Origin of the sequence: Methyloversatilis discipulorum, from assembly GCF_000385375.1 — a bacterium.
Taxonomy (GTDB): Bacteria; Pseudomonadota; Gammaproteobacteria; order Burkholderiales; family Rhodocyclaceae; genus Methyloversatilis; species Methyloversatilis discipulorum_A.
On record NZ_ARVV01000001.1, the window covers coordinates 745,175 to 768,875 of the forward strand.

The window sequence follows — 23,701 nt, forward strand, 5'->3', positions numbered from 1 at the left end:
GCGACGCGGGGCTTTTTGTTTGGGCGCCCACCCGCCCACCGCAAACTCCCGGTTAAGGGTGGAGCGTGCGCGGGCGCGTTGTGAGGTCAGGCCGCGCTGGCGCTGTCGTCCTGCCAGAGGCGCGTGTGCTGCTGCAGGGCTTCACGAAATACTTCGCCGAGCATCACGAGCACCGGCCCCTCGGGTGTTCCCGCTGTGCCCAGCAGGGCGCCGATCGGTTGTTCCGAGAGCCCCTGCAGCGTCGTGAAGGCCTCGCGCGAGGCCGGGTGACTTGCGTTCTCGATCAGCGCCACCGGAGTGGCCGGATCGCGCCCGTAGCTCATCAGTTCGCGTGCAATTGCCATCGATTCGTGCGATGCCATGTAAAGCGCGAGCGTCGGGGTGTCGGCATTGGCACGCAGCGCCTGCGAGGGGTGCTCGCCTTCGCCGGCACGAGGCGTCAGCAGCGCAACGCTGCGCGCGATGCCGCGACGCGTCAGCGAGACGCGGAGCTGCGCGCTGGCGGCGCTGGCCGCGGTGATGCCTGGCACCACCTCGTAATCGATACCCGCGGCCGACAGCGCATCCATTTCCTCCTGAGCGCGACCGAACAGCATCGGATCGCCGCCCTTGAGCCGAACGACACGGGCGTGCGTACGCGCCGCGTGGATGAGCTTCTGATTGATGAAGCGCTGGGCGGTGGAATGCTTGCCGCAGCGCTTGCCAACGGCAATATGCTTGGCCTGAGGCGCGAGCGACAGCACGTCGTCGCCGATCAGCGCGTCGTGCAGCACGACCTCGGCGTCGGCAAGCAACCGGACCGCGCGGACGGTCAGCAGGTCGACGGCGCCGGGGCCGGCGCCAACCAGCCAGACTTTGCCCGGAGGGCGACGTTCAGCCTGCCTTGACATGGAGGCCACACTCCTTGCTCTCCGGGTTCTCCCACCACCAGCGTCCGGCGCGGATGTCCTCGCCCGGCGAAATAGCGCGGGTACAGGGCTGGCAGCCGATGCTCGGGAAGAAGCGCTCGTGCAGTTCGTTGTACGGGACTTCGTGCGTATGGATGTAGACCCATACCTCGCGTTCGGTCCAGTCGGACAGCGGATTGAATTTCTCGATGCCGTGACCTTCGTCGAACTCGCGCGCAGGCAGTGCGCTCCGCGTCGCCGACTGCTGGGCCCGCATGCCGGTGATCCAGGCCTTCTTGCCGGCCAGCGCGCGCTTCAGGGGCTCGACCTTACGCATTGCACAGCAGGCCTTGCGCAACTCAACCGAGTCGTAGAAGGCGTTGATGCCGTGCTTGCGCACGTACTCTTCGACCGCCTCGTGACGCGGAAAGAAGGTGACCGGGCGGGCGCCGTAGTGCTGTTCAGCTTTCGCCATCAGATCGTAGGTTTCCGCGGGCAGGCGGCCGGTATCCAGCGTGAAGATTTCGATGTCGAGCGCGTTGCGCTGGATCAGGTCGGTCAGCACCATGTCCTCGGCGCCCATGCTGCTGGCGAAGCCGATAGGCTGGAATTCGGCCGCTGCCTGTCTGAGCAAATCGACGGCCGCAGCGGTCTTCTGCGCCACCGTCGCGCGCATCGCGTCGGTGATGTTCGGATGGATCAACGGGTTCTTCATGCGATCGCCTTCTGCCCGATGCGCCGACGGAACACCGGCGTGATGCCGTCGGTGGAGGTCTGGTAGGGCGTGGTGAAGTCGTTCAGCGCAGCGATGCAGCGCTCCGGCTTCTGGTCGGCGCGCAGCAGGTAGGCGTCGAAGCCGGTACGACGGAAGAAGAACATCTGGTCGCGCAGCACATCGCCCAGCGCGCGCAATTCGTTGCGGTAGCCGTAACGGGTGCGCAGGATGAAGGCGATCGAGAAGCCGCGGCCGTCGATGAACTTCGGGAAGTTCACGCCGATCAGCGGCAGCCGGTTCAGATCGCCGTCGAGGCTTTCTGCCAGTTCGGCCGGTTCCTCGTGGCTGTCCAGCCAGACCGCGATCTCACCGGCGGCAACCCGTGCCGCAAGCTCTTCACGACGGCGCAGCCACACGGTCAGCGGAATCATCACCTTGCCGGCCGGCACTTCACAGGCGGCGACCACGTCTTCGGGCGCGGCCGGCTCACCGGTCAGCTTGAACATGACCACCTTGCCGGCGGCCTTGCGCACCGGTTCGGTCGACTCCGGCAGTTTCACCCAGGTCCATTCGTTCTGTGCGAGCGCGTTGCCGCGGATCAGGTCAGCCATGAGCCACCTCGGCTTTCTTTGCAGTCTCGCCGTACACACGCGCCTTGAACGGCGCGATGCCGAGGCGGCGTACGGTATCGAGGAAACGCTCTTCCGGCGTGCGCGCCTCGACATAGGTTTCGATGAGCTTCTTGACCACGCCCGGCACTTCGTCGGCCGCGAACGACGGACCGATCACGTCGCCGAGCGAGGTGGTGTTGCCCTGGGCGCCGCCGATCGACACCTGGTACCACTCGGAACCGGCCTTGTCGACGCCGAGAATGCCGATGTGGCCGACGTGGTGGTGACCACAGGAATTCATGCAGCCGGAAATGTTCAGCTCCAGGTCGCCGATGTCGTACAGGTAGTCCAGATCATCGAACTCGGCCTGGATGGCCTGCGCGATCGGGATGGACTTGGCATTCGCCAGCGAGCAGAAGTCGCCGCCTGGGCAGCAGATCATGTCGGTCAGCAGACCGATGTTGGGCGTCGCCAGTCCGTGCGCGCGCGCGCCTTGCCAAAGGTCGTAAAGGTCGGCCAGCGCGACGTCGGCCAGCACCAGGTTCTGTTCGTGCGTCACCCGCAGTTCGCCGAAGCTGTAGCGGTCGGCGAGATCGGCGACGGCTTCCATCTGTTCCGACGTTATGTCGCCCGGTGCGACGCCGTGCGGCTTCAGCGACAGCGTGACCGAGCGGTAGCCCGGACGCTTGTGCGCACGCACGCAGCGCGACACCCAGCGGGCGAAGGCGCGGTCTTCGGCGAGGTGTGCGTCGAAGGCGGCATCGCGCGCCGGGCGGGCGGGGGCGTCGGGATCGGAGAAAGCGGCGCGGGCCAGATCGAGTTCGGCTTCGGTGACGGTCGCGATGCCGTCGCGCTCCAGCTGCCATTCCTCATTGACCTGACGCGCGAACTCCTCGGCGCCGATCGCCTTGACCAGAATCTTGATGCGCGCCTTGTAGGCGTTGTCGCGGCGTCCGTAGCGGTTGTAGACGCGCAGCACGGCGTCGAGATAGGTCGGCAGGTGCGGCCAGGGCAGGGCGTCGTGAATGACGCTGCCGAGGATAGGCGTGCGACCCATGCCGCCGCCGACGATGACGCGTACCAGCACGTCGCCCTTGTCGTCGCGGTAGAGCTGCAGGCCGACGTCGTGCGCATAGGTCACGGCGCGGTCTTCCAGCGTGCCGCTGACGGCGATCTTGAACTTGCGCGGCAGGAAGGCGAATTCCGGATGGAAGGTCGACCACTGGCGCAGCACTTCGCAGTACGGACGCGGATCGACGATCTCGTCCGGCGCCACGCCGGCGAAGGGGTCGGTCGTGATGTTGCGGATGCAGTTGCCCGAGGTCTGGATGGCGTGCATTTCGACCGTCGCCAGTTCGGCCAGGATGTCGGCGGTGTCTTCCAGCTTCGGCCAGTTCAGCTGCATGTTCTGGCGCGTCGTGAAGTGACCGTAGCCGCGGTCGTAGCGGCGGGCGATGTCGGCCAGCTTGCGCAGTTGCACGCTGGACAGCATGCCGTAGGGCACGGCGATGCGCAGCATCGGCGCGTGGCGCTGGATGTAGAGACCGTTCTGCAGACGCAGCGGGCGGAATTCGTCTTCCGACAGTTCGCCGGCCAGATTGCGTTGCAACTGGTCGCGATACTGGGCGACGCGCTCGATCACCAGCGCGCGGTCGTAATCGTCGTAGCGATACATAAGGGTGGTCCAGTCATGGGTGTCCGACCCATGCCGGACTACCCGTTGCCCTCTTTCAGCCTAGAAGGTTCAGGCTCAGTTTTCCGCCGATGCCGAACAGCATGCTGGCCAGCAGCGGACGCAGGAATCGTTCGGGCATGCGCGCCGCGATCTGGCTGCCGAGCGCGATGCCGGGCAGCGAACCGACCAGCAGCGCGCCGAGCAGCGTCCAGTCGACATTGCCCAGCCACCAGTGGCCCATGCCGGCCACCAGAGTCAGCGGCACGGCGTGCGCAATGTCGCTGCCGACGATGCGCACCGCAGACAGCCGCGGATAGAGAAACACCAGTGCCGCCGTGCCAAGTGCGCCGGCGCCGACCGAAGAGATCGTCACGAGCAGGCCCAGCACTGCGCCGGTGGCGATGGTCAGCGAACGCAGATGGCGTTCGCGGAATTCGCCTATGCCCGGCCGCTCGGCCAGAGCCTGCAGACGGGCTCGGAAAAGTAGCGCGCACGCAGTCAGAACAAGCGCCACGCCGAGCGTACCGCTGATCAGCGACTGGCTGCCATAGGCCGAGCCGGAATGCGTCGATAACCACCACAGCGTCAGCGCCGCCGCCGGCACACTGCCGGTACCCAGCGCGGCGACGATGCGCCAATCCACCGTTCCGTTGCGACCATGCACGACCGCGCCGCCGGCCTTGGTCATGGCTGCGTACAGCAGATCGGTGCCGACCGCCACCGCGGGGTGGATGCCGAACAGCAGCACCAGCAGCGGCGTCATCAGCGAGCCGCCGCCGACGCCGGTCAGACCGACGATGGCGCCGACGAAAAAGCCCGCGATCGAATAACCGAAATCCATGAATGCACTTTCTGCACTTTAAGGCGACCGAGGGTAGCGGCCTTCGAAGATAATTGGAAATGCTTTGAAGTAAGATTGAAATGACTTCCAGTGCTAATCGGGGTGGGGCATGAATCTGCAACAGCTGCGTTACGTCGCCGAAGTCGCCCAGCGCAATCTGAACGTGTCCGAGGCGGCGCGCGCGTTGCACACCTCGCAGTCCGGCGTGTCACGGCAGATCAGCCTGCTGGAGGAGGAGCTTGGCGTCGATGTGTTCGTGCGCCAGGGCAAGCGACTGGTGGCGATCACCCGACCCGGCGAGGAGGTGGTCACGATCGCTCGCCGCATGCTGCGCGACGTTGGCGCGCTGCGTCAGGTCGGTGACGAGTATGCGAGCGGCGACCTCGGCCGGCTGTCGATCGCCACCACCCACACGCAGGCGCGCTACGTGTTGCCGCGCGTGCTGTCGGAGTTCCTGCGGGCTCACCCGGGGGTACAGATAGAACTTCACCAGGGCAATCCGACGCAGTGCTGTGAATTCGTGCTGTCCGGCGCCGCAGATCTGGCGATCGCGACCGAAGCGATCGACGACTACGAACAGCTGGTCGGCCTGCCCTGTTACCAGTGGAACCGTTGCCTGATCGCGCCACCCGGTCATCCGCTGCTCGACGTGAAACCGCTGACGCTGGAAGCGATCGCCGCCTGGCCGCTCATCACCTACGACTTTTCCTTCACCGGCGGATCGCGTGTGAACCAGACCTTCGCCGAGCGCGGGCTGACACCGCGCGTGGCGCTGAGCGCCATCGACGCCGACATCATCAAGACCTATGTGGCGCTGGGCCTCGGCGTCGGCATCGTTGCGCAGATGGCGTTCGATCCGGAGCAGGACCGTGGCTTGCGCGCGGTCGACTGCGCCCACCTCTTCGAATCGAGCACCACACGCATCGGTCTGCACCGCAACGCCTGGCTGCGCGGCTACACCTATGCCTTCATCGAGGCCTTCGCCGCCTCGCTCACCCGTGATGTGGTCGACAAGGCGCTCGGGCGCGGTTGAGCGCCTTTCATCGGCCGGTAACCTCGCCGGGCGACAGTGTCGGAATTGTTTCCACTCAGAATCCGACCATGAGCGTGGCGCCCCTGCATCCCCTGAAACTTGACCCGACCCGCCGGCTGGCCGAACTGGCCGGTGTCGCCTATCTCGCCAGCGTGCCGCTGCGTGCAAAGGACGGCCGTCAGGTCCTCTATCTGACCGAAGCGGCTCAGCCCGAGCACGTCTACAAGTTCATCGGCCCGCTGCCGGATGGCGGTGCCCTGCAGCACGGCGCGCTCTACGTCGCACGACTGGGCGAAGCCGGCCACGGGCGCTGGTTGCCACTGGTGCCGGCGCGCCAGGGCTTTCTGCTGTGGGACGCACAGCTGAACGTGGCCGACGTGCTGGCGCGCCCCGCCGATGCTGCCCGTCGGGCGGGCGCCAGCCGCATCGACGCGCTGTTCTGCGTGCAGGCGCGCGCAGACGGTGGTCAGCTCCTTCTGTGCGATCGCGCCGGGGCGGCGCTGGTCTGGCGCGAGGCGCTGGGCGATGCGGCCAGTCTCAGCTTTGCCTGGCAGGGGGCCGCGCTGTGCGGCGACACGACCGCCGTGCTGCTTTCGCCGGACCGCACTCGCCACGATACGCAGCCTGTCGCCGGCTGACAGGCCTGCGCACGGCTCCCCGTGACGCGGTCGCGGGCGGTGGCTGCGGGCTGCGGCCTATACTCCGGCGTCTGTTCACATTGACAGCCGCCCATGACCCGCTTCCGCTCTTCCCTCGTCGCAGCGCTGTGTGCAGTCGGCATCCTTGGCGCCGGACCGCTGCAGGCGGCCGACGGAGCCAGCCGCTACTACGAGGACGCCCTGGTCCGCTTCGAACGCAAGGACGACGCCGGCGCCATCATCCAGCTCAAGAACGCACTGAAGGCCGACCCCGGCTTCCTCGCCGCGCACATGCTCATGGGACGTGCCGCGCTGCGCAAGGGCGACTACGCGGCGGCCGAGGTCGCGCTGAACGAGGCGCGTCAGCGTGGCGTGTCGCGTGCTGAGTACATCGTTCCGCTGGCGAACCTGCTGGTGTCGACCGGCCGCCAGAAGGAGGTGATCGACACGCTGTCGCCGGACGATCTGCCGCCCGGCATCCGTTACGAAGTGATCGTGCTGCGCGCCAAGGCGCATCTGGAACTGGGTCAGTATCCGCAGGCCTTGTCGACAGTGCGCGAGGCGCGTGCGCTGAATCCGGCGTCCGCGTCGGCGGTCGTGATGGAGTCGCGCATCGCGCTTCAGGCCGGTCGCCCCGCCGAGGCGGCCACGCTCGCCGAACAGGCGACCACGCTCGCCCCCAATGATTCCGACGCCTGGGGCATGCGTGCAGCCGTTGCCTACGCGACCGCACAACTGCCGGTGGCGCTGTCGCACTACGACCGCGCGCTGCAGCTGGCCCCCGACAACAGCGAGGCCTTGCTCGGCCGCAGCTCGGTGCTGATGGATCTCGGGCGCATGCCGGAGGCCAAGCAGTCCTTGCTGACCTTGTCCAAAGTCGACGTGAACGAACCGCGCTCGGCCTATCTGCGCGCGGTGATCGCCGAATCGGAAGGCGACCGTGCGGCGGCGCGCAAGCTGCTCGGCGAGGTGGTTGGTCTGATTGATCCTTTGCCGCGTTCCGTGCTGACCAGCCGCTCCCATCTGGCGCTGATCGCCGGCCTGTCGCATCTCAGCCTCGGTGGGGCGGTCAAGGCCAAGGAGTATTTCGAGCTGCACATCCGCTTCTTCCCGTCGCAGATGGCGGCACGCAAGCCCCTGGCGTCGCTGCAGATCGCGATGGGTGAAGCGGCCGCGGCCGTGTCGACGCTCGAACCGCTGATGCGTACGGCAAGCGGTGCGCGTGATCCCGAGGCATTGACGCTGATGGCCAGCGCCTACAGCCGCCTCAAGCGCCACCAGCAGGCGACCGAACTGCTGGAGCAGGCGGCAAAGCTCGGCGCATCGTCGCAGACCCAGACCTCGCTCGGATTGAGCCTGATCGACGCGAAGCAGACAGCGCTCGGCATCGAGCAACTGCGCAACGTACTGAAACAGGATCCTGGTCAGGCGCGCGCCAGCACGGCGCTGGCGCTCGTTGCGCTGCGCGACAGCCAGCCGCGCAAGGCGGTCGAACTGATGGAAGCGGTAGTCAAGCGCGAGCCTGACAATCTGGCGGCGCTGAACCTGCTCGGGGTGTCGCGTGCGGCGGCCGGCGACTTCGCCGGCGCACGCAAGGCCTACGACAAGGCACTTGCCGCCGACCGCAATTTCGACAGCGTCAAGCTGAACCTGGCCAAGCTCGAAGTCGCCGAAGGCAAGCCAGATCAGGCACGGGCGCGCCTTGATGCGTTGATCAAGGAAAAGCCCAACAGCGCCTCGGCGCTTTACGAGAAGGCCATGCTCGACGCCGCGACCGGGCGCACTGCGGACGCACTGCGCGGCCTCGAAACCCTGCACGACAAGCACCGCAACCATGTCGAAGGTCATGTCGCATTGATCGAGCTCTATCTGCAGACCGGTGCGTCGGACAAGGCGCTGGAGGCAGCCAAGGGGGTCAGCCAGGGACAGCCGGGCTATCTGGCCATCCAGGCGGCACTGGCCCGTGTACAGCTGGCGCGCGGCGACGCGGCCGGCGCGCGTGCCACGCTGACCTCGATGACCCGGGTTGCCGATTTCGACCCGTCGGCCCAGTACCGCATCGCCCAGCTGCAGCGCATGGCCGGCAATCCGGGCGGGGCCACGTACAGCTTGGAGAAGGCCCTGCAGGGCGATCCTGGGTATCTGCCGGCGCGCATCATGCAGGGAGAGCAGATGCTGGCCGAGGGGCAGCTCGACAAGGCGGAGGCGCGTGCGCAGGAACTGCTCAAGTCACCGACCGCACCCGCCGAGGTGTACCGGCTGGCAGGCGATGTCGCGATGGCGCGCGGCCAGTGGCAGAACGCGATCACCCACTACCGGAACGGCCTCGGCAAGGGCGGCAGTGTCGAACTGGCCGGCGGGCTGTACGAAGCTCATCGTCGCGCCGGCAACACCGCCCAGGGGAGGGCGGCGGTGGAGGCGCTGGTGAAGGAGCGTCCGCGCGATCTCGCATTCAAGCTGCTGCTGTCGCAGGCGCAGACCGACGCCGGGATGCTGCGCGAGGCAAAGGCCACGCTCGAAGCCGTGCTGAAAACCGGCGGGGAATCGGCGCCGGTGCTCAACAACCTCGCCAATCTGCAGTGGCAGACCAAGGACGCGGCAGCGCAAGCTACGGCCGAACGCGCGTTCAAACTGGCGCCGGCAGACCCGCTGGTGCTCGATACGCTGGGCTGGATACTGGCGCAGAAGGGGCAGACCGACGCCGCCCTCAAGCATTTGCGCGAGGCGCGGTTGCGCAGTCCGCAGAACCCGGAAATCCGCTATCACCTCGCCTGGGTGCTGGCGAAGACGGGCCGGAAGGCAGAGGCCCTGCAGGAGCTGGACGCCGCGCTGCAGCCGGGACGAACCTTCCCGGATGCCGACCAGGCCAAGGCGCTTCGCAGCGAACTCGGCGGACGATGAAACATCTTGTCGAAATTATTTACAGCACACATTTTCACAGTCTTCATGTTGTTGTTTTTAAAAGATTAATTGCTTCTGGCCCCAAAATTGCTAAGAAGGTGTCAAGACAGAGATGTCCCCTTCTGACCAAGGAAAGACAATGAACAAGAAACTGATCAATGCAATCGGCGCCGTGATGATCGCGGGTTTTGCCGGTGCGGCCTCGGCGGCGCAGTACAGCTGGTCGTTCACCTCGACCGCTACCTCGCACGTCGGCGCCAGTGGTTTCGGCTCCAACATCTCCGAGTACTCGTCGATGACCTACACCAACGGCGCGAGCCAGTCGGTGAACATCCAGGGTTTCGCCAACACCGCGTCGGGTTCGACCATCGAGCGCGCCTACCTGACCTACCAGGGAAGCAGCGGTCTGGGCATGACGAGCCGTGATTCGACATGGAACGACGAGGTGAACAGCTCCGGTTACGCGACCAACCCGGACCACGCCATGGACAACGAAGGCGCGATGGAGGGCATGCTGTTCTCCTTCGGTTCGGAAATGAACCTCAACCTGGTCGACATCGGCTGGTTCAGCGGCGATTCGGACATCACGGTGTATGCATATACCGGGGCCTCCGTGGCCGATATCAACACCACGGTGATGGGCAAGACCTTCTCGACGCTGACCGGCTGGACCAAGATCGGCGATTTCACCGGCAACAGCGACCCGCGCAGCACGACCAACGGCACCTATTCGCGTTACTGGCTGGTGACTCCGGGTTCGTCGTCGGACTACAAGGACTACATAAAGCTGGCCGGCGTGACCGCAACGACCAAGCCGACCACGCCGCCGCCGGCCGTTCCGGAACCGGCTTCACTGGCGCTGATCGGCACCGCACTGGCAGGCATGATCGCCGTGCGCCGCCGCAAGGCAGCCTGAGCGGATCTCCCCGCATCTGAAAACCGCGCTTCGGCGCGGTTTTTTTTCGCTCTCGCTCAGAGCGTGGTGCCGTCCTCTTCCTGCGCCTGCAGGGCCCACATCTGAGCGTAGGCGCCATCCAGCGCCAGCAGTTCGCTGTGACTGCCGCGCTCGATGATGCGGCCGGCGTCCATCACCAGAATCTGGTCGGCGTCCATGATGGTCGATAGCCGGTGCGCAATGATGAGTGTCGTGTGGCCGCGTGCCACCTGTTCGAGCTGGCCCTGGATCGCCTGCTCGGTTTTCGAATCGAGCGCCGACGTGGCTTCGTCGAAAATGAGTATCGGCGGATTCTTCAGCAGCGCGCGGGCGATGGCGACACGCTGCTTTTCGCCGCCCGACAGCTTCAGCCCGCGCTCACCCACCTTGGTCGCGTAGCCGTCCGGCAGCTTCTGCACGAAGTCGTGCAGTTGCGCGGCACGGCTGGCGGCCTCGACCTCGGCGGCGGACGCCGTGACCCGGCCGTACTGGATGTTGTAGTGGATGCTGTCGTTGAACAGCACCGTATCCTGCGGAACGATGCCGATCGCTCCGCGCAGGCTGTCCTGGGTGAGCTGGCGGATGTCGGTGCCGTTGATCGTGATGCGACCGCTGCCTTCGGCCACGTCGTAGAAGCGGTAGAGCAGTCGGGCCAGCGTCGATTTGCCGGAGCCCGAGTGGCCCACGACGGCAACGCGATGGCCGGCCGGTATCGTGAAATCGACGTCGTGCAGGATCTGCCGCGCCGACTCGTAGCTGAAATTCACCTGCTGGAAGCGTACCTCGCATGGACCGTCGGCCAGCGTCAGTGCGTCCGGTGCGTCAGCGACTTCGCGGTGCGTTTCCATCAGCGCGAACATGCGCTCGATGTCGGTCAGCGACTGGCGGATCTCCCGGTACAGCACGCCGAGGAAGTTCAGCGGAATGTAGAGCTGGATCATGAAGGCATTGACCAGCACGATGTCGCCGAGCGTCATGCGGCCCTCGGCGACGCCGACCGTGGCGCGCCACATCATCAGCGTGACGCCGATGGCGATGATGAAGGCCTGGCCCATGTTGAGCCAGGACAGCGACACCTGGCTGCGCTCCTGCGCCCGCTGCCAGCGAATGAGCTGTTCGTCGTAGCGGCGCGCTTCGAATTCCTCGTTGTTGAAATACTTCACCGTCTCGTAATTGAGCAGGCTGTCGATCGCCCGCGTATTGGCGGCCGAATCCAGTTCGTTCGCCTCGCGCCGTATCGTCGTGCGCCAGTTGGTTACGGTGACGGTGAAGGTGATGTAGAGCGCCAGCGTGACGAAGGTGATCAGCGCGAAGCTCGCTTCGTACTTCACCGCGAGGATGCTCAGCACCAGCCCGATCTCGACCAGCGTCGGCAGGATGGAGTACAGCGTGTAGCTGATCAGCGAGCCGATCGCGCGCGTGCCGCGCTCGATGTCGCGCGTCAGGCCGCCGGTCTGGCGCTCGAGGTGAAAGCGCAGCGACAGCGCGTGCAGATGGCGGAACACCTGCAGCGAAATGCGCCGCACCGCCTGCTGGGTGACGCGCGAGAACACGATTTCGCGCAGCTCGGTCAGCATCGAGGTGGAAAAGCGCAGCGCGCCGTAGGCGGCCAGCAGGCCCAGCGGCACCAGCAGCGGCGCCGCCTCGAGCGCCGCACGGCTGCTCGCGGCGGCCGGCGCCAGCGCGTCGATGATCTGCTTGAACACCAGTGGCACCGCGACGTTCGAGCCCTTGGCCAGCACCAGACAGGCAAGCGCGATCAGCACGCGCCATTTGTAGGCCCAGAGGTAAGGCAGCAGGTTGCGGATGGTTTCGGAATCGCGGCGGCGGGCGCCCGGCACGGTCGCGGCGGGCAGGGGGGCGGTGGCGGATCGTCTCATGCGCGGATTCTACGGGCTGCCGGGCCGGGTGCCAGCGCTATCGCTGCCGGCGCGGGCCCGGGGCGTGCCTTCCGCGCAGGGGCGGGGCCTCTGACTGCGGCCAAGGCGTGTGAACGGCAGGCCTTACCGGGCCACGGGCCGCCTTGCGCTTGGGAGACCGTTCCCATAAGGGGCTCGCTGCCGTGCGGATCGCGGGGATGCGCAGACATCACTCGGAAGCGTCGAACAGCGTGTGCTGCCAGCCGTCAGATCAGCACAGTCAGCCATGCGGCGCCGACCGATAGCAGTACGCCGGGCACGACCTGCAGGGCGAAGCTGCGATCGCCGGTGGTGACCGCGACGATGAGCTTGCTGCACGCATTGGTGGTGAACGCGGCCAGGATGGGCAGCACGGCCTGCTCGGCCGCAATGCGTCCCGACGCCTGCAATGCGGCCACCGCCGCCGAGGCCGAGTGCGCGTCGGCGAAGCCGGCCAGAGCTGCTGCGATGCCTGCGCCGCCGGTGCCATAGCGGTCGGTCAGGAAGGCGGTCAGCAGTAACAGTGCGCCCATGGTCGCCGCGAACAGCAGCGCCAGCCGCGGATTGAAGGGCCGGCCGGGTGGCGGCGTATCGCCGTCGTGCGTGCGCACGCTGCGCAGTGCGATCAGCAGGCCGTAGGCCGCGGCGGCGACGCCGGCCGCCAGCAGCGGCGCAGCCATCGCACGCAGCACGGCCGGACTGGTCGCCGCCAGCAGCAGCGCGAGATAGACCACGGTCGCCAGCGACGACAGCACGGCGCCCGACACCGCGCCGGCGCGTAGCGCCGGGTTGCGCCGCGCCTCCGCACCCATGGCGGCAATGGTGGCGGTACTCGACACGAAGCCCGAGGCGAAGCCGGCGAAGCTGAGGCCGAGTGCCGGTCCGGCGGCGCGCAGTGCGATGTGGCCGCAGGCGTTGATCGCCATCATCAGCACCGCCAGTTTCCACAGCGTGCGCGGGTTGATGGCTCCCAGCGGATCGACCGCGCGGTCCGGCACCAGCGGCAGGATGACCAGCGCGGCAGCGGCCAGCAGCAGGCCGTCATGCACCTCCTGTTCCGACAGCACGCGCACGACGAAGCGGTGCAGCTGGCTGCGCGCGGCCAGCGCGATGGCGACCAGCACCCCGATGCCGGTCGCCAGTCGCGCGTCGTGCATGGCCAGCGCACCGAGCATGAAGGTGAGCACCAGCGCGATTTCGGTGGTGAGGCCCGGGTCGTCGTCACGCGAGCGGCGATAGGACACGATGGCCAGCGCACCGACCACGGCGGCCAGCACTGCCAGCGTTGCGCCACCGCCGAGCAGCATGGCAAGCGCGCCAAGCAGCGAAGCCAGCGTGAAGGTACGCAGGCCGGCGGCCGCACGCGCAGGGCCCTCGCCCTTGCGACGTTCGCGTTCGATGCCGATCAGCAGGCCGATGCCCAGTGCGGCGGCAAGCCCGGTCAGGCGCGGATCGATGTCGGCAGGCATGGCGGAGGATGGAATGTGCTCATACCATTACCTTACCCGACGGCGCGCCGGACTCCGGCCGCCCAATGAAGCGGAGACCCTGCCCATGCACACCACCTTGATCACCGTAGATGGCCTCGAAAGCGAGGACTGCGTCCATGAAATCACCAACGTGATCCACGAGCTGCCGGGCATCAACATGGTCGAGGTCGCGCTGGCGACCGGCACCGTCAGCGTCGAACACAGCCCGCTGGTCAGCGAGGCCGACATCCGGCAGGTGCTGGAGGACGAGGGCTATGCGCTGAAGTAGCGCGCTGGACGGCCTTTTCGCCGTCGTTTGATGCCTTCCGCGTAATTGCCGCGCTTCGTGCGCTGCCCGAAGATCGCCAATGATCGGGTGCATTGATCGCATCCGCATGCTTCATTCCGGTGCGCGGACGGGCCTCTAAATCCATGCTTTGAAAAGGGTTTTTACACCCTCGTGCGGGGTGCATGCGGCCGCAAGGCGGCGTGTGCATCCATTGATCGCATATTGATCGCACTCATCCGGGCGCCGGTGGCACGGCGCATGCGAAGGGAAGGGCGAGCGCCTGAAGGACAAGCATGTTCCGGGCGCCGCTTTCCTGATCGCATACCACCACCGGAGATTGCCATGCCCAAAGTCACCCGCCCCGCCAACGAGAAGGGCGAATTCCTCGTCGATTACGAAGAGAAGGTGTTCGAGGACGTGAAGGCCGAGCCGGGCGAAAAGGCCCTGGTCACCTTTCACACAGTCGCTTTCGAAGGCTCCATCGGCTTCGTCAATCTGCTGCAGGCCACGCGTCTGAAGCGCAAGGGTTTCGATACCTCGGTGCTGCTGTACGGCCCGGGCGTCACGCTGGGCGTGAAGCGCGGCTTTCCGACGCTGGGCGACGAAGCCTTCCCCGGCCACCAGAACTTCAACAAGCAGATCGAGAAGTTCATCGAGGAAGGCGGCAAGGTCTATGCGTGCCGTTTCGCGCTGCAGGCGCTGTACGGCCACGGCGAGGGCTCGCTGATCGAAGGCATCCGTCCGATCAATCCGCTCGACGTGCTGGATCTGATCCTGCTGCATCGCAAGGACAACGCCTTCATCCTCGATACCTGGACGCTCTGATCATGGGTGCCCGCTCCTTCTTCGGCGCGCGGCATGCATGCGGCGTGCTGCCGCTCGCGCCGGGTCGCGCCGGGTCGCCGGCGCTCGCGCCGGCGGGCGCGGCTTGGCCCTGGGGATGCGCGGCAGGTGGACCGGCGGCAGCGATGTCGACCCCGGGTGCAGCGTCCCCGGCGCCGGGCCGCTGGCCGTGGGGTGGCGCAACGTCCTCGACCCGGGCCTGCGTGACCGCTGGCGCCGGGGGCCGGTCATGAGCGCCGCCCGCGTCGTCCGCGCCGCGGCGATCCAGATCGCGCCCGATCTCGAATCCGCCGACGGCACGCTGGCGCGCGTGCTGGCGGCGATCGACGAGGCAGCGGATCGCGGCGCTCAGCTGGCCGTGTTTCCGGAAACCTTCGTGCCCTACTACCCCTACTTCTCTTTCGTGCAGCCGGCGGTGCGCATGGGCGCCGACCACCTGAAGCTTTACGAACGGGCGGTGACGGTGCCGGGCCCGGTCACGCAGGCGGTGGCCGAGCGCGCGAAGGCGCGTCGCATCGTCGTGGTGCTGGGCGTGAACGAGCGCGACCACGGCAGCCTGTACAACACGCAGCTGGTGTTCGACGCCGACGGCCGCCTCGCGCTGAAGCGTCGCAAGATCACGCCGACCTATCACGAGCGCATGGTGTGGGGACAGGGCGACGCCGCCGGGCTGAAGGTGATCGATACGGCCATCGGCCGGCTCGGCGCGCTCGCCTGCTGGGAGCACTACAACCCGCTGGCGCGCTACGCGCTGATGACCCAGCACGAAGAGATCCACTGCGCCCAGTTTCCGGGATCGATGGTCGGCCAGATCTTCGCCGACCAGATGGAAGTGACCATCCGCCACCACGCGCTCGAATCCGGCTGCTTCGTCATCAATTCAACCGGCTGGCTCAGCGACGAACAGATCCAGTCCATCACGCCCGACCCAGGCCTGCAGCGCGCGCTGCGCGGTGGCTGCCACACCGCCATCGTGTCGCCCGAAGGCGTGCATCTGGCGCCGCCGCTGACCGAGGGCGAAGGCATGGTGGTGGCCGATCTCGACATGGCGCTGGTGACCAAGCGCAAACGCATGATGGATTCGGTCGGCCACTACGCGCGGCCGGAACTGCTGAGCCTGGCCATCAACGACCGGCCGGCCACGACGACGGTCGCCCTGCACGACACCTCACCCCGGAGCACTGCCGATGAGCACGATCACGACACCCGACGCCTCCAGCCGGCAACTGATGACGGAGCTGCAGTCGTACGGCTTGCGGCTGGCTGATCCGAAGGCCGGCGCGCCCAGTCGCCGCGGCGGCGCCGGGCCGTCCGACCACAAGGCAGTCACGGTGGATGGCGTCACCATCATGGTGCCGGTGCATACCGGCAGCGCCTTCGAGTCGCCCTTCACCGCCGACGCGCCGGACGCCGACGGCCGCGTGCAGATCCGCCGCGGCCATATTCCAATCGCGCTGGCCAGCTTTCCGAAGCAGCCGCGCTTCTACGCGCTGCAGACCTTGGACGGCATTCCGTACTCGCACATCGCGACGCTGCATGGCGCCGACGTGCTGGCGACCACGGTGCTGCAGACCTGCATCCGCTACGAAAGCCGGCGCAAGGCCTGCAAATTCTGTTCGATCGGCCAGTCGCTGGCGGCCGGCCGCACCATCGCGCACAAGACACCGCAACAGCTGGCCGAAGTGGCACGCGCCGCGGTACTGCTCGACGGCGTCAAGCACATGGTCATGACCACCGGCACGCCGGCCACGCCCGACCGCGGCGCGCAGGTGCTGTGCGATTCGGCGTTCGCGGTGCGCGCCGCAGTGGACCTGCCGATACAGGGTCAGTGCGAACCGCCGGACGACGACCGCTGGTTTGCGCGGATGAAGGCGGCCGGTATCGACACGCTGGGCATGCACCTCGAAGTGGTGACGCCGGCGCTGCGCGAACAGATCATGCCGGGCAAGGCCACCGTGCCGCTCGCCCGCTACATGGAGGCGTTCGCCGCGGCGGTCGAGGTGTTCGGCCGCGGCCAGGTGAGCAGCTACATCCTCGCCGGCCTCGGCGATACGAAGGAAGCCATTCTCGACATGAGCGCGCAACTGGTCGCGCTCGGCGTCTATCCCTTCGTCGTGCCCTTCGTGCCGATCAGCGGCACGCCGCTGGAAGACCATCCAGCGCCGTCGCCCGAATTCATGCGCTCGATACTGGCGCCGCTCGGCGAAATGGTGTCGGCAGCCGGCCTGCGTTCGGCCGACATCAAGGCCGGTTGCGGCAAGTGCGGCGCCTGCTCATCGCTGTCCTCGTTCGAACGCGCGGAGGCTGCCCATGCTGTCGGCTGACGCGAAGGATCTGTGCGAACTGGCGCCGCGCTTCGCGCCCTGCGAGTTCCGCATCAAGTGGGCGCACGGCGACTGGGAACACGACCAGGCGATGCGGCTGCGCCGCGCCGTGTTCTGCGTCGAACAGGGCGTGTTCCCGGGCGACGACCGCGATGCCATCGACGATCACGCGCAGATCATCGTCGCGCTCGCCTGCGTTGGCGGCATGCCGGACCAGGTGGTCGGCACCGTGCGCATCCACGAGGACCGCGCGAGCGACCCCGGCCTGTGGTGGGGTTCGCGCCTTGCCGTGCATCCGGCCTTCCGCAGCCAGGGCCGGCTCGGCGCCACGCTGATCCGCCTCGCGGTGACCAGTGCGCATGCACGCGGCTGCCACACCTTCCTCGCGCACGTGCAGGCGCAGAACCTGCCGCTGTTCCGCCGCCTGCACTGGACACCGCTGCAGGCGGAAACGTTGCACGGCCGGCCGCACTGGCTGATGCAGGCGCAGCTCGATCATTACCCGCCGTGCTACGACGTCTACACCGGCTTCGTCGCACGCAGCGCCGGAGCACCGGCATGACGCTGCCTGCCATGTCGCTCGCTGAACTGACCGACGCGCTGCGCGGCAGCCCGGGCTTCGCGCACAAGCGCGACATTTCGGACGTGATGACGGTGCTCGGTCGCGCGCTGCCGGGCGGCGTCGCCGATATGGCGCAAGCGGTGGCGGTCGGTGACGACTGCGCCGCCATTCCCGATCCGTCGGGCGAAGGCTGGCTGCTGTTCGCGATCGAAGGTCTGGTCGAGGAATTCGTCGCCCGCATGCCGTGGTTCGCTGGCTACTGCGGCCTCATGGTCAATGTGAGCGACATCTGCGCGATGGGCGGCCGGCCGATCGCGGTGGTCGATGCGCTGTGGAGCGACGGTGCCGACAGTTCCGAGCCGGTGCTCGACGGGCTCGCCGCGGCGTCGGCGCGCTACGGCGTGCCCATCGTCGGCGGCCACAGCAACCACCGCGCGGCGCGCGGCCAGCTGGCGGTCGCGGTGCTGGGCCGCGCGCGCAAGCTCATCACCAGCTTCGACGCGCAGCCGGACGACGATCTCATCCTCGCGGTCGACCTGCGCGGCGCCTTCGAGGAGCCGTATCCGTACTGGAATGCGTCCACCCGCGCGCCGGCCGAGCGGCTGCGCGGCGACATCGAAATCCTGCCGCGCCTGGCCGAAGACGGCCTGTGCGACGCCGGCAAGGACGTGAGCATGGCCGGCGCCATCGGCAGCGCGCTGATGCTGCTCGAATGCTCGGGTGTGGGTGCGCAGATCGACCTCGACACCGTGCCGCGCCCGGAGGGCGTGCCGCTGCTGCGCTGGCTGCTGTCCTTCCCCAGCTTCGGCTATGTGCTGTCGGTGCGCCCGCAGCAGCGGCTCCGCGTGCTCGAACGCTTCGCCGCGCGCGGCATCGCGGCAGCGCGCATCGGCCGCGTCACCGCCTCGCCCGAGGTGTGGCTGACCCAGCGCGGCGAGCGGGCGCTGCTGTGGAACGTGAAGGATCAGCCCTTCATCCGCGCACCGCGGGAGACCATCGATGTCTGAGTCGCTGCGCATCGGTCTGCTGACGCACTCGGTCAATCCGCGCGGCGGCGTCGTGCATACGGTGGAACTGGCGCAGGCACTCCATGCGCAGGGGCACGACGTGACCGTGTTCGCGCCGGCCGTCGACGGGCAGTGCCTGTTCCGCAGCATCGACTGCCGCTTCGAGCCGGTGCCGGTCGGGCCGGCCTCAGGGGACGTCGTCGACATGGCGCGCTCGCGCATTGCCGCCTTCGTCGCTCACCTCGCGCCGCGCGTCGAACGGAGCCGGTTCGACGTGCTGCACGCGCAGGACGGCCTCGGCGCCAACGCGCTCGCGACGCTGCAGCAGCGCGGTCTGATCGCCGGCTTCGTGCGCACCGTGCATCACCTCGACCCCTTCGCCGATCCGCAGCTCGCAGCCTGGCAGACGCGCGGCGTGCTGGCTGCGCGCGGCGTGCTGTGCGTGAGCCGGCTGTGGCAGCAGCGTCTGCAGGACGAACTGGGCGTGCAGGCGCACTGCGTGAACAACGGCGTCGATCTGACGCGCTATTCGCGCAGACCGGATGCGCATGACAGCGCGCTGGCGCAGCGCCTCGGCCTGCGCGGCGGTCCGGTGTTCGTTGCCGTCGGTGGCGTCGAGGCGCGCAAGAACACGCGTCGCGTGCTGCAGGCTTTCGCGCTGCTCAAGCCGGCGTTGCCGCAGGCGCAGCTGCTGATCACCGGTGGCGCCAGCCTGCTCGACCATGCCGACTACGTGCACGCCTTCCGCGACGACCTGCGCGACAGCGGCCTGAGCGAGGGGGTGGGCGGCGACGTCGTCATCACCGGCGTGCTCGACGACGCCGACATGCCGTCGCTGTTCCGTCTCGCCGACGTGCTGGTGATGGCGTCGACGCGCGAAGGCTTCGGCCTGGTGGTGCTGGAGGCGCTGGCCAGCGGCACGCCGGTGGTCGCCTCGCGCATCGCGCCCTTCACCGAATACCTCGACGACGACAGCGCGAGCTGGGCCGACCCGCTCGATACCGCCTCTATCGCTCGGGCGATGCAGCAGGCGCTCGATCCGGCCCGCGCCGCGCTGCTGCGCACACCGCCGGCGGTGTGCCACCTCTACAGCTGGGCGGCCAGCGCCGCCCGCCACGTCGACCTGTACCGCGCGCTGTGCATCGCACCGGCGCGCCAACCCGAAACCGTCTGAGGACCTTACATGCCCGCCATGCACTTCACCGTCCGCTGGCCGGACGCAACCGAAACCCGCTGCTACTCGCCGTCGCTGGTGATCAAGGACTATTTCGCGCCGGGCGCCCGGTATCCGCTGCCCGACTTCATGGCTTCGGCGCGCGAGGCGCTGCACATCGCCTCCGAGCGGGTACGCGCGAAGTACGGCTTCGCCTGTTCGGCCGCGATGGACCAGCTGGCCGATCTCGAACAGCTTGCCGCCCGCTGGGGCGACGACCCGCACACCCATATCGAACTGGTCAGTTTCGATGAATGACCGCCGCAAGGAGAACGTCATGAGCACGCCCGAAACCATCCCCCATCTGCCGGTCATCATCGTCGGCGGCGGCCAGGCCGGCCTGTCGATGAGCGCCTGCCTGCAGCAGTCCGGCATCGAACACCTGGTGCTGGAAAAGCACAGCGCGATGCACGTCTGGCGCACCCAGCGCTGGGACAACTTCTGCCTGGTCACGCCGAACTGGCAGTGCGCGCTGCCCGGCCACGCCTACGAGGGCCCCGAGCCGCACGGCTTCATGAAGAAGGACGAGATCAACGCCTGGCTCGACGCCTTCCGTCGCAAGGTGAATCCGCCGCTGCGCGAAGGCGTGTCGGTGCAGCGCGTGACACCGCGGCCGGACGGCGGCTTTCACGTGACGACTTCAATCGGCGACTGGACCGCCGACCAGGTCGTCGTGGCCAGCGGCGGCTATCACGTGCCCATCGTGCCGCGCATGGCCGAGCGCTTGCCGGCCGGCATCGTGCAGCTGCATTCCGAGCAGTACCGCAATGCCGACGCGCTGCCGCCGGGCGCCGTGCTGGTCGTGGGCTCGGGCCAGTCCGGCGCGCAGATCGCGGAAGACCTGCATCTGGCCGGCCGCACCGTGCATCTGGCGGTCGGTGATGCGCCGCGCTGCGCCCGCTTCTACCGCGGCCGCGACGTCGTCGACTGGCTGGCCGACATGGGCTACTACGACATGCCGGTGACCGCCCACCCGCTGCGCGAAGGCGTGCGCGACAACACCAACCACTACGTGACCGGCCGCGACGGCGGGCGCGACATCGACCTGCGCCGCTTCGCGCTCGAAGGCATGCAGCTGTACGGGCTGATGCAGGACTACCGCGACGGCATGCTGCAGTTCGCGCCCGGCCTGCGCGCCGCGCTCGACAGCGCCGATCGCACCTACAACGGCATCAATGCCGCCATCGACAAGCACATCGCCGACCGCGGCATCGACGCACCGCCGCCGTCGGTCTATGAGCCGGTGTGGCAGCCGGGCGAGGAATGCGCGGCGCTCGATCCGGTTGCCGCCGGCATCACCAGCATCATCTGGTGCATCGGTTTCTCGCCGGACTTCCGCTGGGTGGACGCGCCGGTGTTCAACGGCCGCGGCGACCCGGTACATGTGCGCGGCGTGACGCAGCAAGCCGGCCTCTTTTTCCTTGGCCTGCCCTGGCTGCACACCTGGGGCTCCGGCCGCTTCTCCGGCGTGGCACGCGACGCCGAATACCTGGCCGCGCGCATCGCCGCGCTGCGCGCGACGCAGCCCGCTGACGCGGAGGCACTGACATGCTGATGGACAGCGCCGAGCGCCTGCAGTCGGCGGCGGCGCTGCAGCAGCAGTATTGCGCCGGCATGCCGCAGCTGGGCCTGTACGGCCTGTCGGAGAACTGGCTGCTGAAGGAATGCGGCCATCTGCACTGGATGGCGATCGCGCGCGCGCAGGGCAGGGCGGTGCCGGAGTTCGCCGACGCCGCCGGCCGCAAGAGCTATGCCGCGCTGACTGCGGTGCATCTGCACGAGGCGCACCTCGACGCGGTGACGGAGAACGCGCCGTTCTCGCTGTCGGTGCGCGCCGTGTCGCCCGGCCGCGCCCAGCACTTCAGCGCCCAGACCTTGCGCAGCGGCAACACGCGCGCGGCGCGCATCGAACTGCTGTCCGCCTTCGTGCGCCGCGACGCCGGCAGCAACCGCAGCATCGTGCGCGCACCGGTCGAAGGCCCGGAGTGCGGCGACCGCACGCTGACCGACGCCGCGCTGTCGCTGCAGGCGCGCGCCCGGCTGTTCCGCAGCGGCGACGGCGTGGCGCGCATGGGCTTGCAGCCGGCCGCGAATGGCGGCGTGCTGCGCGCGGTCGACATCACGCCCTGTCCGCACAACGACTTCAACGGCGCCGGCCTGCTCTATTTCGCCAGCTTCCAGGCGCTGGCCGACCGCGCCGAACTGGCCTGCTTCGGGCTGCGCCCGGCCCTGACCGCCGAGCGGGAACTGTATTTCTACGGCAACATCGACCCCGGCGAGACAGTGCGTGTCGAACTGCTCGCCGCACGCGACGACAGCGCCGAGTTCGCGCACTGGTGGCGCGTGCGCCGCTGTGCCGACGGCGCGCGCATCGCCGACCTGATCACCCGCAAACGACGACTGGCCTGAACGCCCCGATGGACAAGACCTCGCAGCTCTGGCTCAAGCGCATCCGGTCGAGCAACAAGCCGGCCTATCTGCTGATCGCCGACCTCATCGCCGAGGACGTGCGCAGCGGACGGCTGACGCCGCGCGACCGGCTGCCGGCGCTGCGCGACCTGGCTGATTCGCTTGAACTGAATTACACGACGGTGGCGCGCGGCTATGCCGAGGCACGCAAGCGCGGGTTGATCGATTCGCGCGCTGGCATGGGTACCTTCGTCCGCGGGTCGACGCCGGGCATGGCGCTGCGCGGCGGCAGTGCCGCCGAAATGACGATGAACCTGCCGCCCGAACCGCAGGAACCGGCGCTGCTCGCCCATCTGCGCGACAGCGCGGCGCAGCTGATGGCGCAGTCAGACTGGAACGACCTGCTGCGCTACCAGGATTTCGGCGGCACGCGCGAGGACCGTGCTGCCGGCGTGCACTGGCTGCGCCAGCGGCTGCCGCTGTGCGCCGCCGAGCGCGTGCTGGTGTGCCCGGGCATCCATAGCGCGCTGACCGCGCTGGTGTCGCTGCTGGCGCGACCGGGCGAGACGATCTGCGTCGAGTCGCTGACCTATCCGGGCATCAAGGCCATCGCCGCCCAGCTCGGCGTGCAGTTGCACGCGCTGCCGCTCGACGACGACGGCCCCAGCGCCGACGCCTTCGAGCACGCGTGCAAGACGCTGAAGCCGCGTGCGCTGTACTGCAACCCGACGCTGCTGAACCCGACCACCGCCACCGTCACCCGGGCGCGGCGCGAGGCGCTGGCCGACGTCGCGCTGCGCTACGCCATCCCCATCATCGAGGACGACGCCTACGCGATGCTGCCGCCCGAGGTGCCGCCGCCGCTGGCCGCACTCGCGCCGGCGCTCACCTATTACATCGGCGGCCTGTCCAAGTGCTTCGGCGCCGGCTTGCGCACCGCCTACGTACATGCACCGGGGCCGCGTCAGGCCGAGCGGCTGGCCGGTGCGCTGCGCGCGACCACCGTCATGTGCTCGCCGGTCACCAGCGCGCTGGCCACCCGCTGGATCACCGACGGCACCGCGGACGCGATGCTGCAGGCCATCCGCGCCGAATCCGTCGCGCGCCAGGCGTCAGCGGCGCGACTGCTGGCCGGGCACGCGCTGCGTGCGCAGCCCGAAGGCTTCCACTTCTGGCTGCCGCTGAGCCCGGACTGGGCCATGGTCGAGTTCGCCTCCAACCTGCGAGCCCAGGGCGTGGCGGTTGTCGCCAGCGCCGCGTTCAGCACCGACGGCACGCCGCCGGACGCGGTGCGCGTCTGCCTCGGCGGCCCGATGTCGCGCGAGGACTGCGACATCGCGCTGCGCCTGATCGCCGACACGCTGGAGCATCCGGTGCACCCGCACGCGAATGTGATGTGAGGGCAGGGGCTGGGGACTAGGGGGCAGGGACTGTGGCCGGCAGCCCGGATGC

22 protein-coding genes are annotated in these 23,701 nt (G+C 68.1%); 15 read left to right on the top strand and 7 right to left on the bottom strand.

Annotation, left to right across the window (positions count from 1 at the left end; translation table 11 throughout):
* Window positions 1–86: 86 nt before the first annotated feature.
* The 5 genes from cobA to METRZ18153_RS0103635 are packed head-to-tail and all read right to left on the bottom strand — an operon-like array spanning window position 87 to window position 4,729.
* Window positions 87–890 carry a uroporphyrinogen-III C-methyltransferase gene (gene cobA, locus METRZ18153_RS0103615; RefSeq protein ID WP_020163437.1) on the bottom strand — a complete coding sequence of 268 codons (804 nt, stop codon included), beginning with the start codon at window positions 888–890 and terminating at the stop codon, window positions 87–89.
* Window positions 874–1,602, bottom strand: a complete 729-nt coding sequence (locus METRZ18153_RS0103620) for a phosphoadenylyl-sulfate reductase (RefSeq protein WP_020163438.1) — start codon at window positions 1,600–1,602, stop codon at window positions 874–876. The genes cobA and METRZ18153_RS0103620 overlap by 17 nt, the downstream gene beginning before the upstream one ends.
* Window positions 1,599–2,213, bottom strand: coding sequence for a DUF934 domain-containing protein (locus METRZ18153_RS0103625; protein ID WP_020163439.1), 615 nt, complete (start codon window positions 2,211–2,213; stop codon window positions 1,599–1,601). The genes METRZ18153_RS0103620 and METRZ18153_RS0103625 overlap by 4 nt, the downstream gene beginning before the upstream one ends.
* Window positions 2,206–3,888: a nitrite/sulfite reductase gene (locus METRZ18153_RS0103630; protein WP_020163440.1), complete on the bottom strand. Its 1,683-nt coding sequence runs from the start codon at window positions 3,886–3,888 to the stop codon at window positions 2,206–2,208. The genes METRZ18153_RS0103625 and METRZ18153_RS0103630 overlap by 8 nt, the downstream gene beginning before the upstream one ends.
* A 55-nt stretch (window positions 3,889–3,943) precedes the next feature.
* Window positions 3,944–4,729, bottom strand: a complete 786-nt coding sequence (locus METRZ18153_RS0103635; RefSeq protein WP_020163441.1) for a sulfite exporter TauE/SafE family protein — start codon at window positions 4,727–4,729, stop codon at window positions 3,944–3,946.
* Window positions 4,730–4,838: 109 nt separating this feature from the next.
* Between METRZ18153_RS0103635 and METRZ18153_RS0103640 the strand changes: the two genes are divergently transcribed.
* The 4 genes from METRZ18153_RS0103640 (at window position 4,839) to xdp1 (ending at window position 10,217) form a co-directional block, all read left to right on the top strand.
* On the top strand, window positions 4,839–5,762 hold the full coding sequence (locus METRZ18153_RS0103640) for a CysB family HTH-type transcriptional regulator (protein WP_020163442.1): 924 nt from the start codon (window positions 4,839–4,841) through the stop codon (window positions 5,760–5,762).
* A gap of 68 nt (window positions 5,763–5,830) precedes the next feature.
* A complete protein-coding gene (locus tag METRZ18153_RS0103645) occupies window positions 5,831–6,400 on the top strand; it encodes an alkaline phosphatase PhoX (RefSeq protein WP_020163443.1) in 570 nt (189 codons plus the stop codon).
* A gap of 93 nt (window positions 6,401–6,493) precedes the next feature.
* Entirely contained in the window at window positions 6,494–9,301 is a 2,808-nt protein-coding gene (gene prsT / locus METRZ18153_RS0103650) for an XrtA/PEP-CTERM system TPR-repeat protein PrsT (RefSeq protein ID WP_020163444.1), read from the top strand.
* 139 nt (window positions 9,302–9,440) lie between these two features.
* A complete protein-coding gene (gene xdp1, locus METRZ18153_RS0103655; protein ID WP_020163445.1) occupies window positions 9,441–10,217 on the top strand; it encodes an exosortase-dependent surface protein XDP1 in 777 nt (258 codons plus the stop codon).
* Window positions 10,218–10,273: 56 nt separating this feature from the next.
* Here xdp1 and METRZ18153_RS0103660 read toward each other — a convergent pair whose 3' ends face one another.
* Both METRZ18153_RS0103660 and METRZ18153_RS0103665 read right to left on the bottom strand, forming a co-directional pair.
* Window positions 10,274–12,115, bottom strand: coding sequence for an ABCB family ABC transporter ATP-binding protein/permease (locus tag METRZ18153_RS0103660; RefSeq protein WP_029143521.1), 1,842 nt, complete (start codon window positions 12,113–12,115; stop codon window positions 10,274–10,276).
* Between the two features lie 245 nt (window positions 12,116–12,360).
* Window positions 12,361–13,602, bottom strand: coding sequence for an MgtC/SapB family protein (locus METRZ18153_RS0103665; RefSeq protein WP_020163447.1), 1,242 nt, complete (start codon window positions 13,600–13,602; stop codon window positions 12,361–12,363).
* An 85-nt stretch (window positions 13,603–13,687) separates the two neighbouring features.
* Between METRZ18153_RS0103665 and METRZ18153_RS0103670 the strand changes: the two genes are divergently transcribed.
* The 11 genes from METRZ18153_RS0103670 to METRZ18153_RS0103720 all read left to right on the top strand — a co-directional run bounded on the left by METRZ18153_RS0103670 (window position 13,688) and on the right by METRZ18153_RS0103720 (window position 23,649).
* The gene (locus tag METRZ18153_RS0103670; RefSeq protein WP_019919599.1) at window positions 13,688–13,891 is read left to right on the top strand and encodes a heavy-metal-associated domain-containing protein; all 204 of its coding nucleotides are present in this window, start codon (window positions 13,688–13,690) and stop codon (window positions 13,889–13,891) included.
* Between the two features lie 342 nt (window positions 13,892–14,233).
* Window positions 14,234–14,716 carry an MSMEG_0572/Sll0783 family nitrogen starvation response protein gene (locus tag METRZ18153_RS0103675; protein ID WP_019919598.1) on the top strand — a complete coding sequence of 161 codons (483 nt, stop codon included), beginning with the start codon at window positions 14,234–14,236 and terminating at the stop codon, window positions 14,714–14,716.
* Window positions 14,717–14,963: 247 nt separating this feature from the next.
* Window positions 14,964–16,001: a Nit6803 family nitrilase gene (locus tag METRZ18153_RS0103680; RefSeq protein ID WP_020163448.1), complete on the top strand. Its 1,038-nt coding sequence runs from the start codon at window positions 14,964–14,966 to the stop codon at window positions 15,999–16,001.
* Window positions 15,922–17,058: an MSMEG_0568 family radical SAM protein gene (locus METRZ18153_RS0103685; protein WP_232415956.1), complete on the top strand. Its 1,137-nt coding sequence runs from the start codon at window positions 15,922–15,924 to the stop codon at window positions 17,056–17,058. Before METRZ18153_RS0103680 ends, METRZ18153_RS0103685 begins: the two co-directional genes overlap by 80 nt.
* Window positions 17,045–17,620, top strand: a complete 576-nt coding sequence (locus tag METRZ18153_RS0103690) for an MSMEG_0567/Sll0786 family nitrogen starvation N-acetyltransferase (RefSeq protein WP_020163450.1) — start codon at window positions 17,045–17,047, stop codon at window positions 17,618–17,620. Before METRZ18153_RS0103685 ends, METRZ18153_RS0103690 begins: the two co-directional genes overlap by 14 nt.
* Window positions 17,617–18,627 (top strand): sll0787 family AIR synthase-like protein, encoded by a 1,011-nt coding sequence (locus METRZ18153_RS0103695; protein WP_020163451.1) that lies wholly within the window; start codon window positions 17,617–17,619, stop codon window positions 18,625–18,627. Before METRZ18153_RS0103690 ends, METRZ18153_RS0103695 begins: the two co-directional genes overlap by 4 nt.
* Entirely contained in the window at window positions 18,620–19,801 is a 1,182-nt protein-coding gene (locus tag METRZ18153_RS0103700; protein ID WP_020163452.1) for an MSMEG_0565 family glycosyltransferase, read from the top strand. The genes METRZ18153_RS0103695 and METRZ18153_RS0103700 overlap by 8 nt, the downstream gene beginning before the upstream one ends.
* A gap of 9 nt (window positions 19,802–19,810) precedes the next feature.
* Window positions 19,811–20,098 (top strand): MSMEG_0570 family nitrogen starvation response protein, encoded by a 288-nt coding sequence (locus tag METRZ18153_RS0103705; RefSeq protein ID WP_020163453.1) that lies wholly within the window; start codon window positions 19,811–19,813, stop codon window positions 20,096–20,098.
* A gap of 19 nt (window positions 20,099–20,117) precedes the next feature.
* Entirely contained in the window at window positions 20,118–21,395 is a 1,278-nt protein-coding gene (locus METRZ18153_RS0103710; RefSeq protein ID WP_020163454.1) for an MSMEG_0569 family flavin-dependent oxidoreductase, read from the top strand.
* On the top strand, window positions 21,389–22,249 hold the full coding sequence (locus METRZ18153_RS0103715) for a Pnap_2097 family protein (RefSeq protein ID WP_020163455.1): 861 nt from the start codon (window positions 21,389–21,391) through the stop codon (window positions 22,247–22,249). Before METRZ18153_RS0103710 ends, METRZ18153_RS0103715 begins: the two co-directional genes overlap by 7 nt.
* 8 nt (window positions 22,250–22,257) lie before the next feature.
* Entirely contained in the window at window positions 22,258–23,649 is a 1,392-nt protein-coding gene (locus tag METRZ18153_RS0103720; protein ID WP_020163456.1) for an aminotransferase-like domain-containing protein, read from the top strand.
* Window positions 23,650–23,701: the final 52 nt, after the last annotated feature.

Bases quoted from the DNA above. Each gene is read 5' to 3' on its own strand.
- cobA (WP_020163437.1), bottom strand. From the start codon at position 890: ATGTCAAGGCAGGCTGAACGTCGCCCTCCGGGCAAAGTCTGGCTGGTT.
- METRZ18153_RS0103625 (WP_020163439.1), bottom strand. From the start codon at position 2,213: ATGGCTGACCTGATCCGCGGCAACGCGCTCGCACAGAACGAATGGACC.
- METRZ18153_RS0103660 (WP_029143521.1), bottom strand. From the start codon at position 12,115: ATGAGACGATCCGCCACCGCCCCCCTGCCCGCCGCGACCGTGCCGGGC.
- METRZ18153_RS0103645 (WP_020163443.1), top strand. From the start codon at position 5,831: ATGAGCGTGGCGCCCCTGCATCCCCTGAAACTTGACCCGACCCGCCGG.
- prsT (WP_020163444.1), top strand. From the start codon at position 6,494: ATGACCCGCTTCCGCTCTTCCCTCGTCGCAGCGCTGTGTGCAGTCGGC.
- METRZ18153_RS0103710 (WP_020163454.1), top strand. From the start codon at position 20,118: ATGAGCACGCCCGAAACCATCCCCCATCTGCCGGTCATCATCGTCGGC.
- METRZ18153_RS0103670 (WP_019919599.1), top strand. From the start codon at position 13,688: ATGCACACCACCTTGATCACCGTAGATGGCCTCGAAAGCGAGGACTGC.
- METRZ18153_RS0103700 (WP_020163452.1), top strand. From the start codon at position 18,620: ATGTCTGAGTCGCTGCGCATCGGTCTGCTGACGCACTCGGTCAATCCG.
- METRZ18153_RS0103680 (WP_020163448.1), top strand. From the start codon at position 14,964: ATGAGCGCCGCCCGCGTCGTCCGCGCCGCGGCGATCCAGATCGCGCCC.
- METRZ18153_RS0103635 (WP_020163441.1), bottom strand. From the start codon at position 4,729: ATGGATTTCGGTTATTCGATCGCGGGCTTTTTCGTCGGCGCCATCGTC.
- METRZ18153_RS0103665 (WP_020163447.1), bottom strand. From the start codon at position 13,602: ATGCCTGCCGACATCGATCCGCGCCTGACCGGGCTTGCCGCCGCACTG.
- METRZ18153_RS0103675 (WP_019919598.1), top strand. From the start codon at position 14,234: ATGCCCAAAGTCACCCGCCCCGCCAACGAGAAGGGCGAATTCCTCGTC.
- METRZ18153_RS0103630 (WP_020163440.1), bottom strand. From the start codon at position 3,888: ATGTATCGCTACGACGATTACGACCGCGCGCTGGTGATCGAGCGCGTC.
- METRZ18153_RS0103695 (WP_020163451.1), top strand. From the start codon at position 17,617: ATGACGCTGCCTGCCATGTCGCTCGCTGAACTGACCGACGCGCTGCGC.
- METRZ18153_RS0103720 (WP_020163456.1), top strand. From the start codon at position 22,258: ATGGACAAGACCTCGCAGCTCTGGCTCAAGCGCATCCGGTCGAGCAAC.
- METRZ18153_RS0103690 (WP_020163450.1), top strand. From the start codon at position 17,045: ATGCTGTCGGCTGACGCGAAGGATCTGTGCGAACTGGCGCCGCGCTTC.
- METRZ18153_RS0103685 (WP_232415956.1), top strand. From the start codon at position 15,922: ATGAGCACGATCACGACACCCGACGCCTCCAGCCGGCAACTGATGACG.
- METRZ18153_RS0103705 (WP_020163453.1), top strand. From the start codon at position 19,811: ATGCCCGCCATGCACTTCACCGTCCGCTGGCCGGACGCAACCGAAACC.
- METRZ18153_RS0103620 (WP_020163438.1), bottom strand. From the start codon at position 1,602: ATGAAGAACCCGTTGATCCATCCGAACATCACCGACGCGATGCGCGCG.
- xdp1 (WP_020163445.1), top strand. From the start codon at position 9,441: ATGAACAAGAAACTGATCAATGCAATCGGCGCCGTGATGATCGCGGGT.
- METRZ18153_RS0103640 (WP_020163442.1), top strand. From the start codon at position 4,839: ATGAATCTGCAACAGCTGCGTTACGTCGCCGAAGTCGCCCAGCGCAAT.
- METRZ18153_RS0103715 (WP_020163455.1), top strand. From the start codon at position 21,389: ATGCTGATGGACAGCGCCGAGCGCCTGCAGTCGGCGGCGGCGCTGCAG.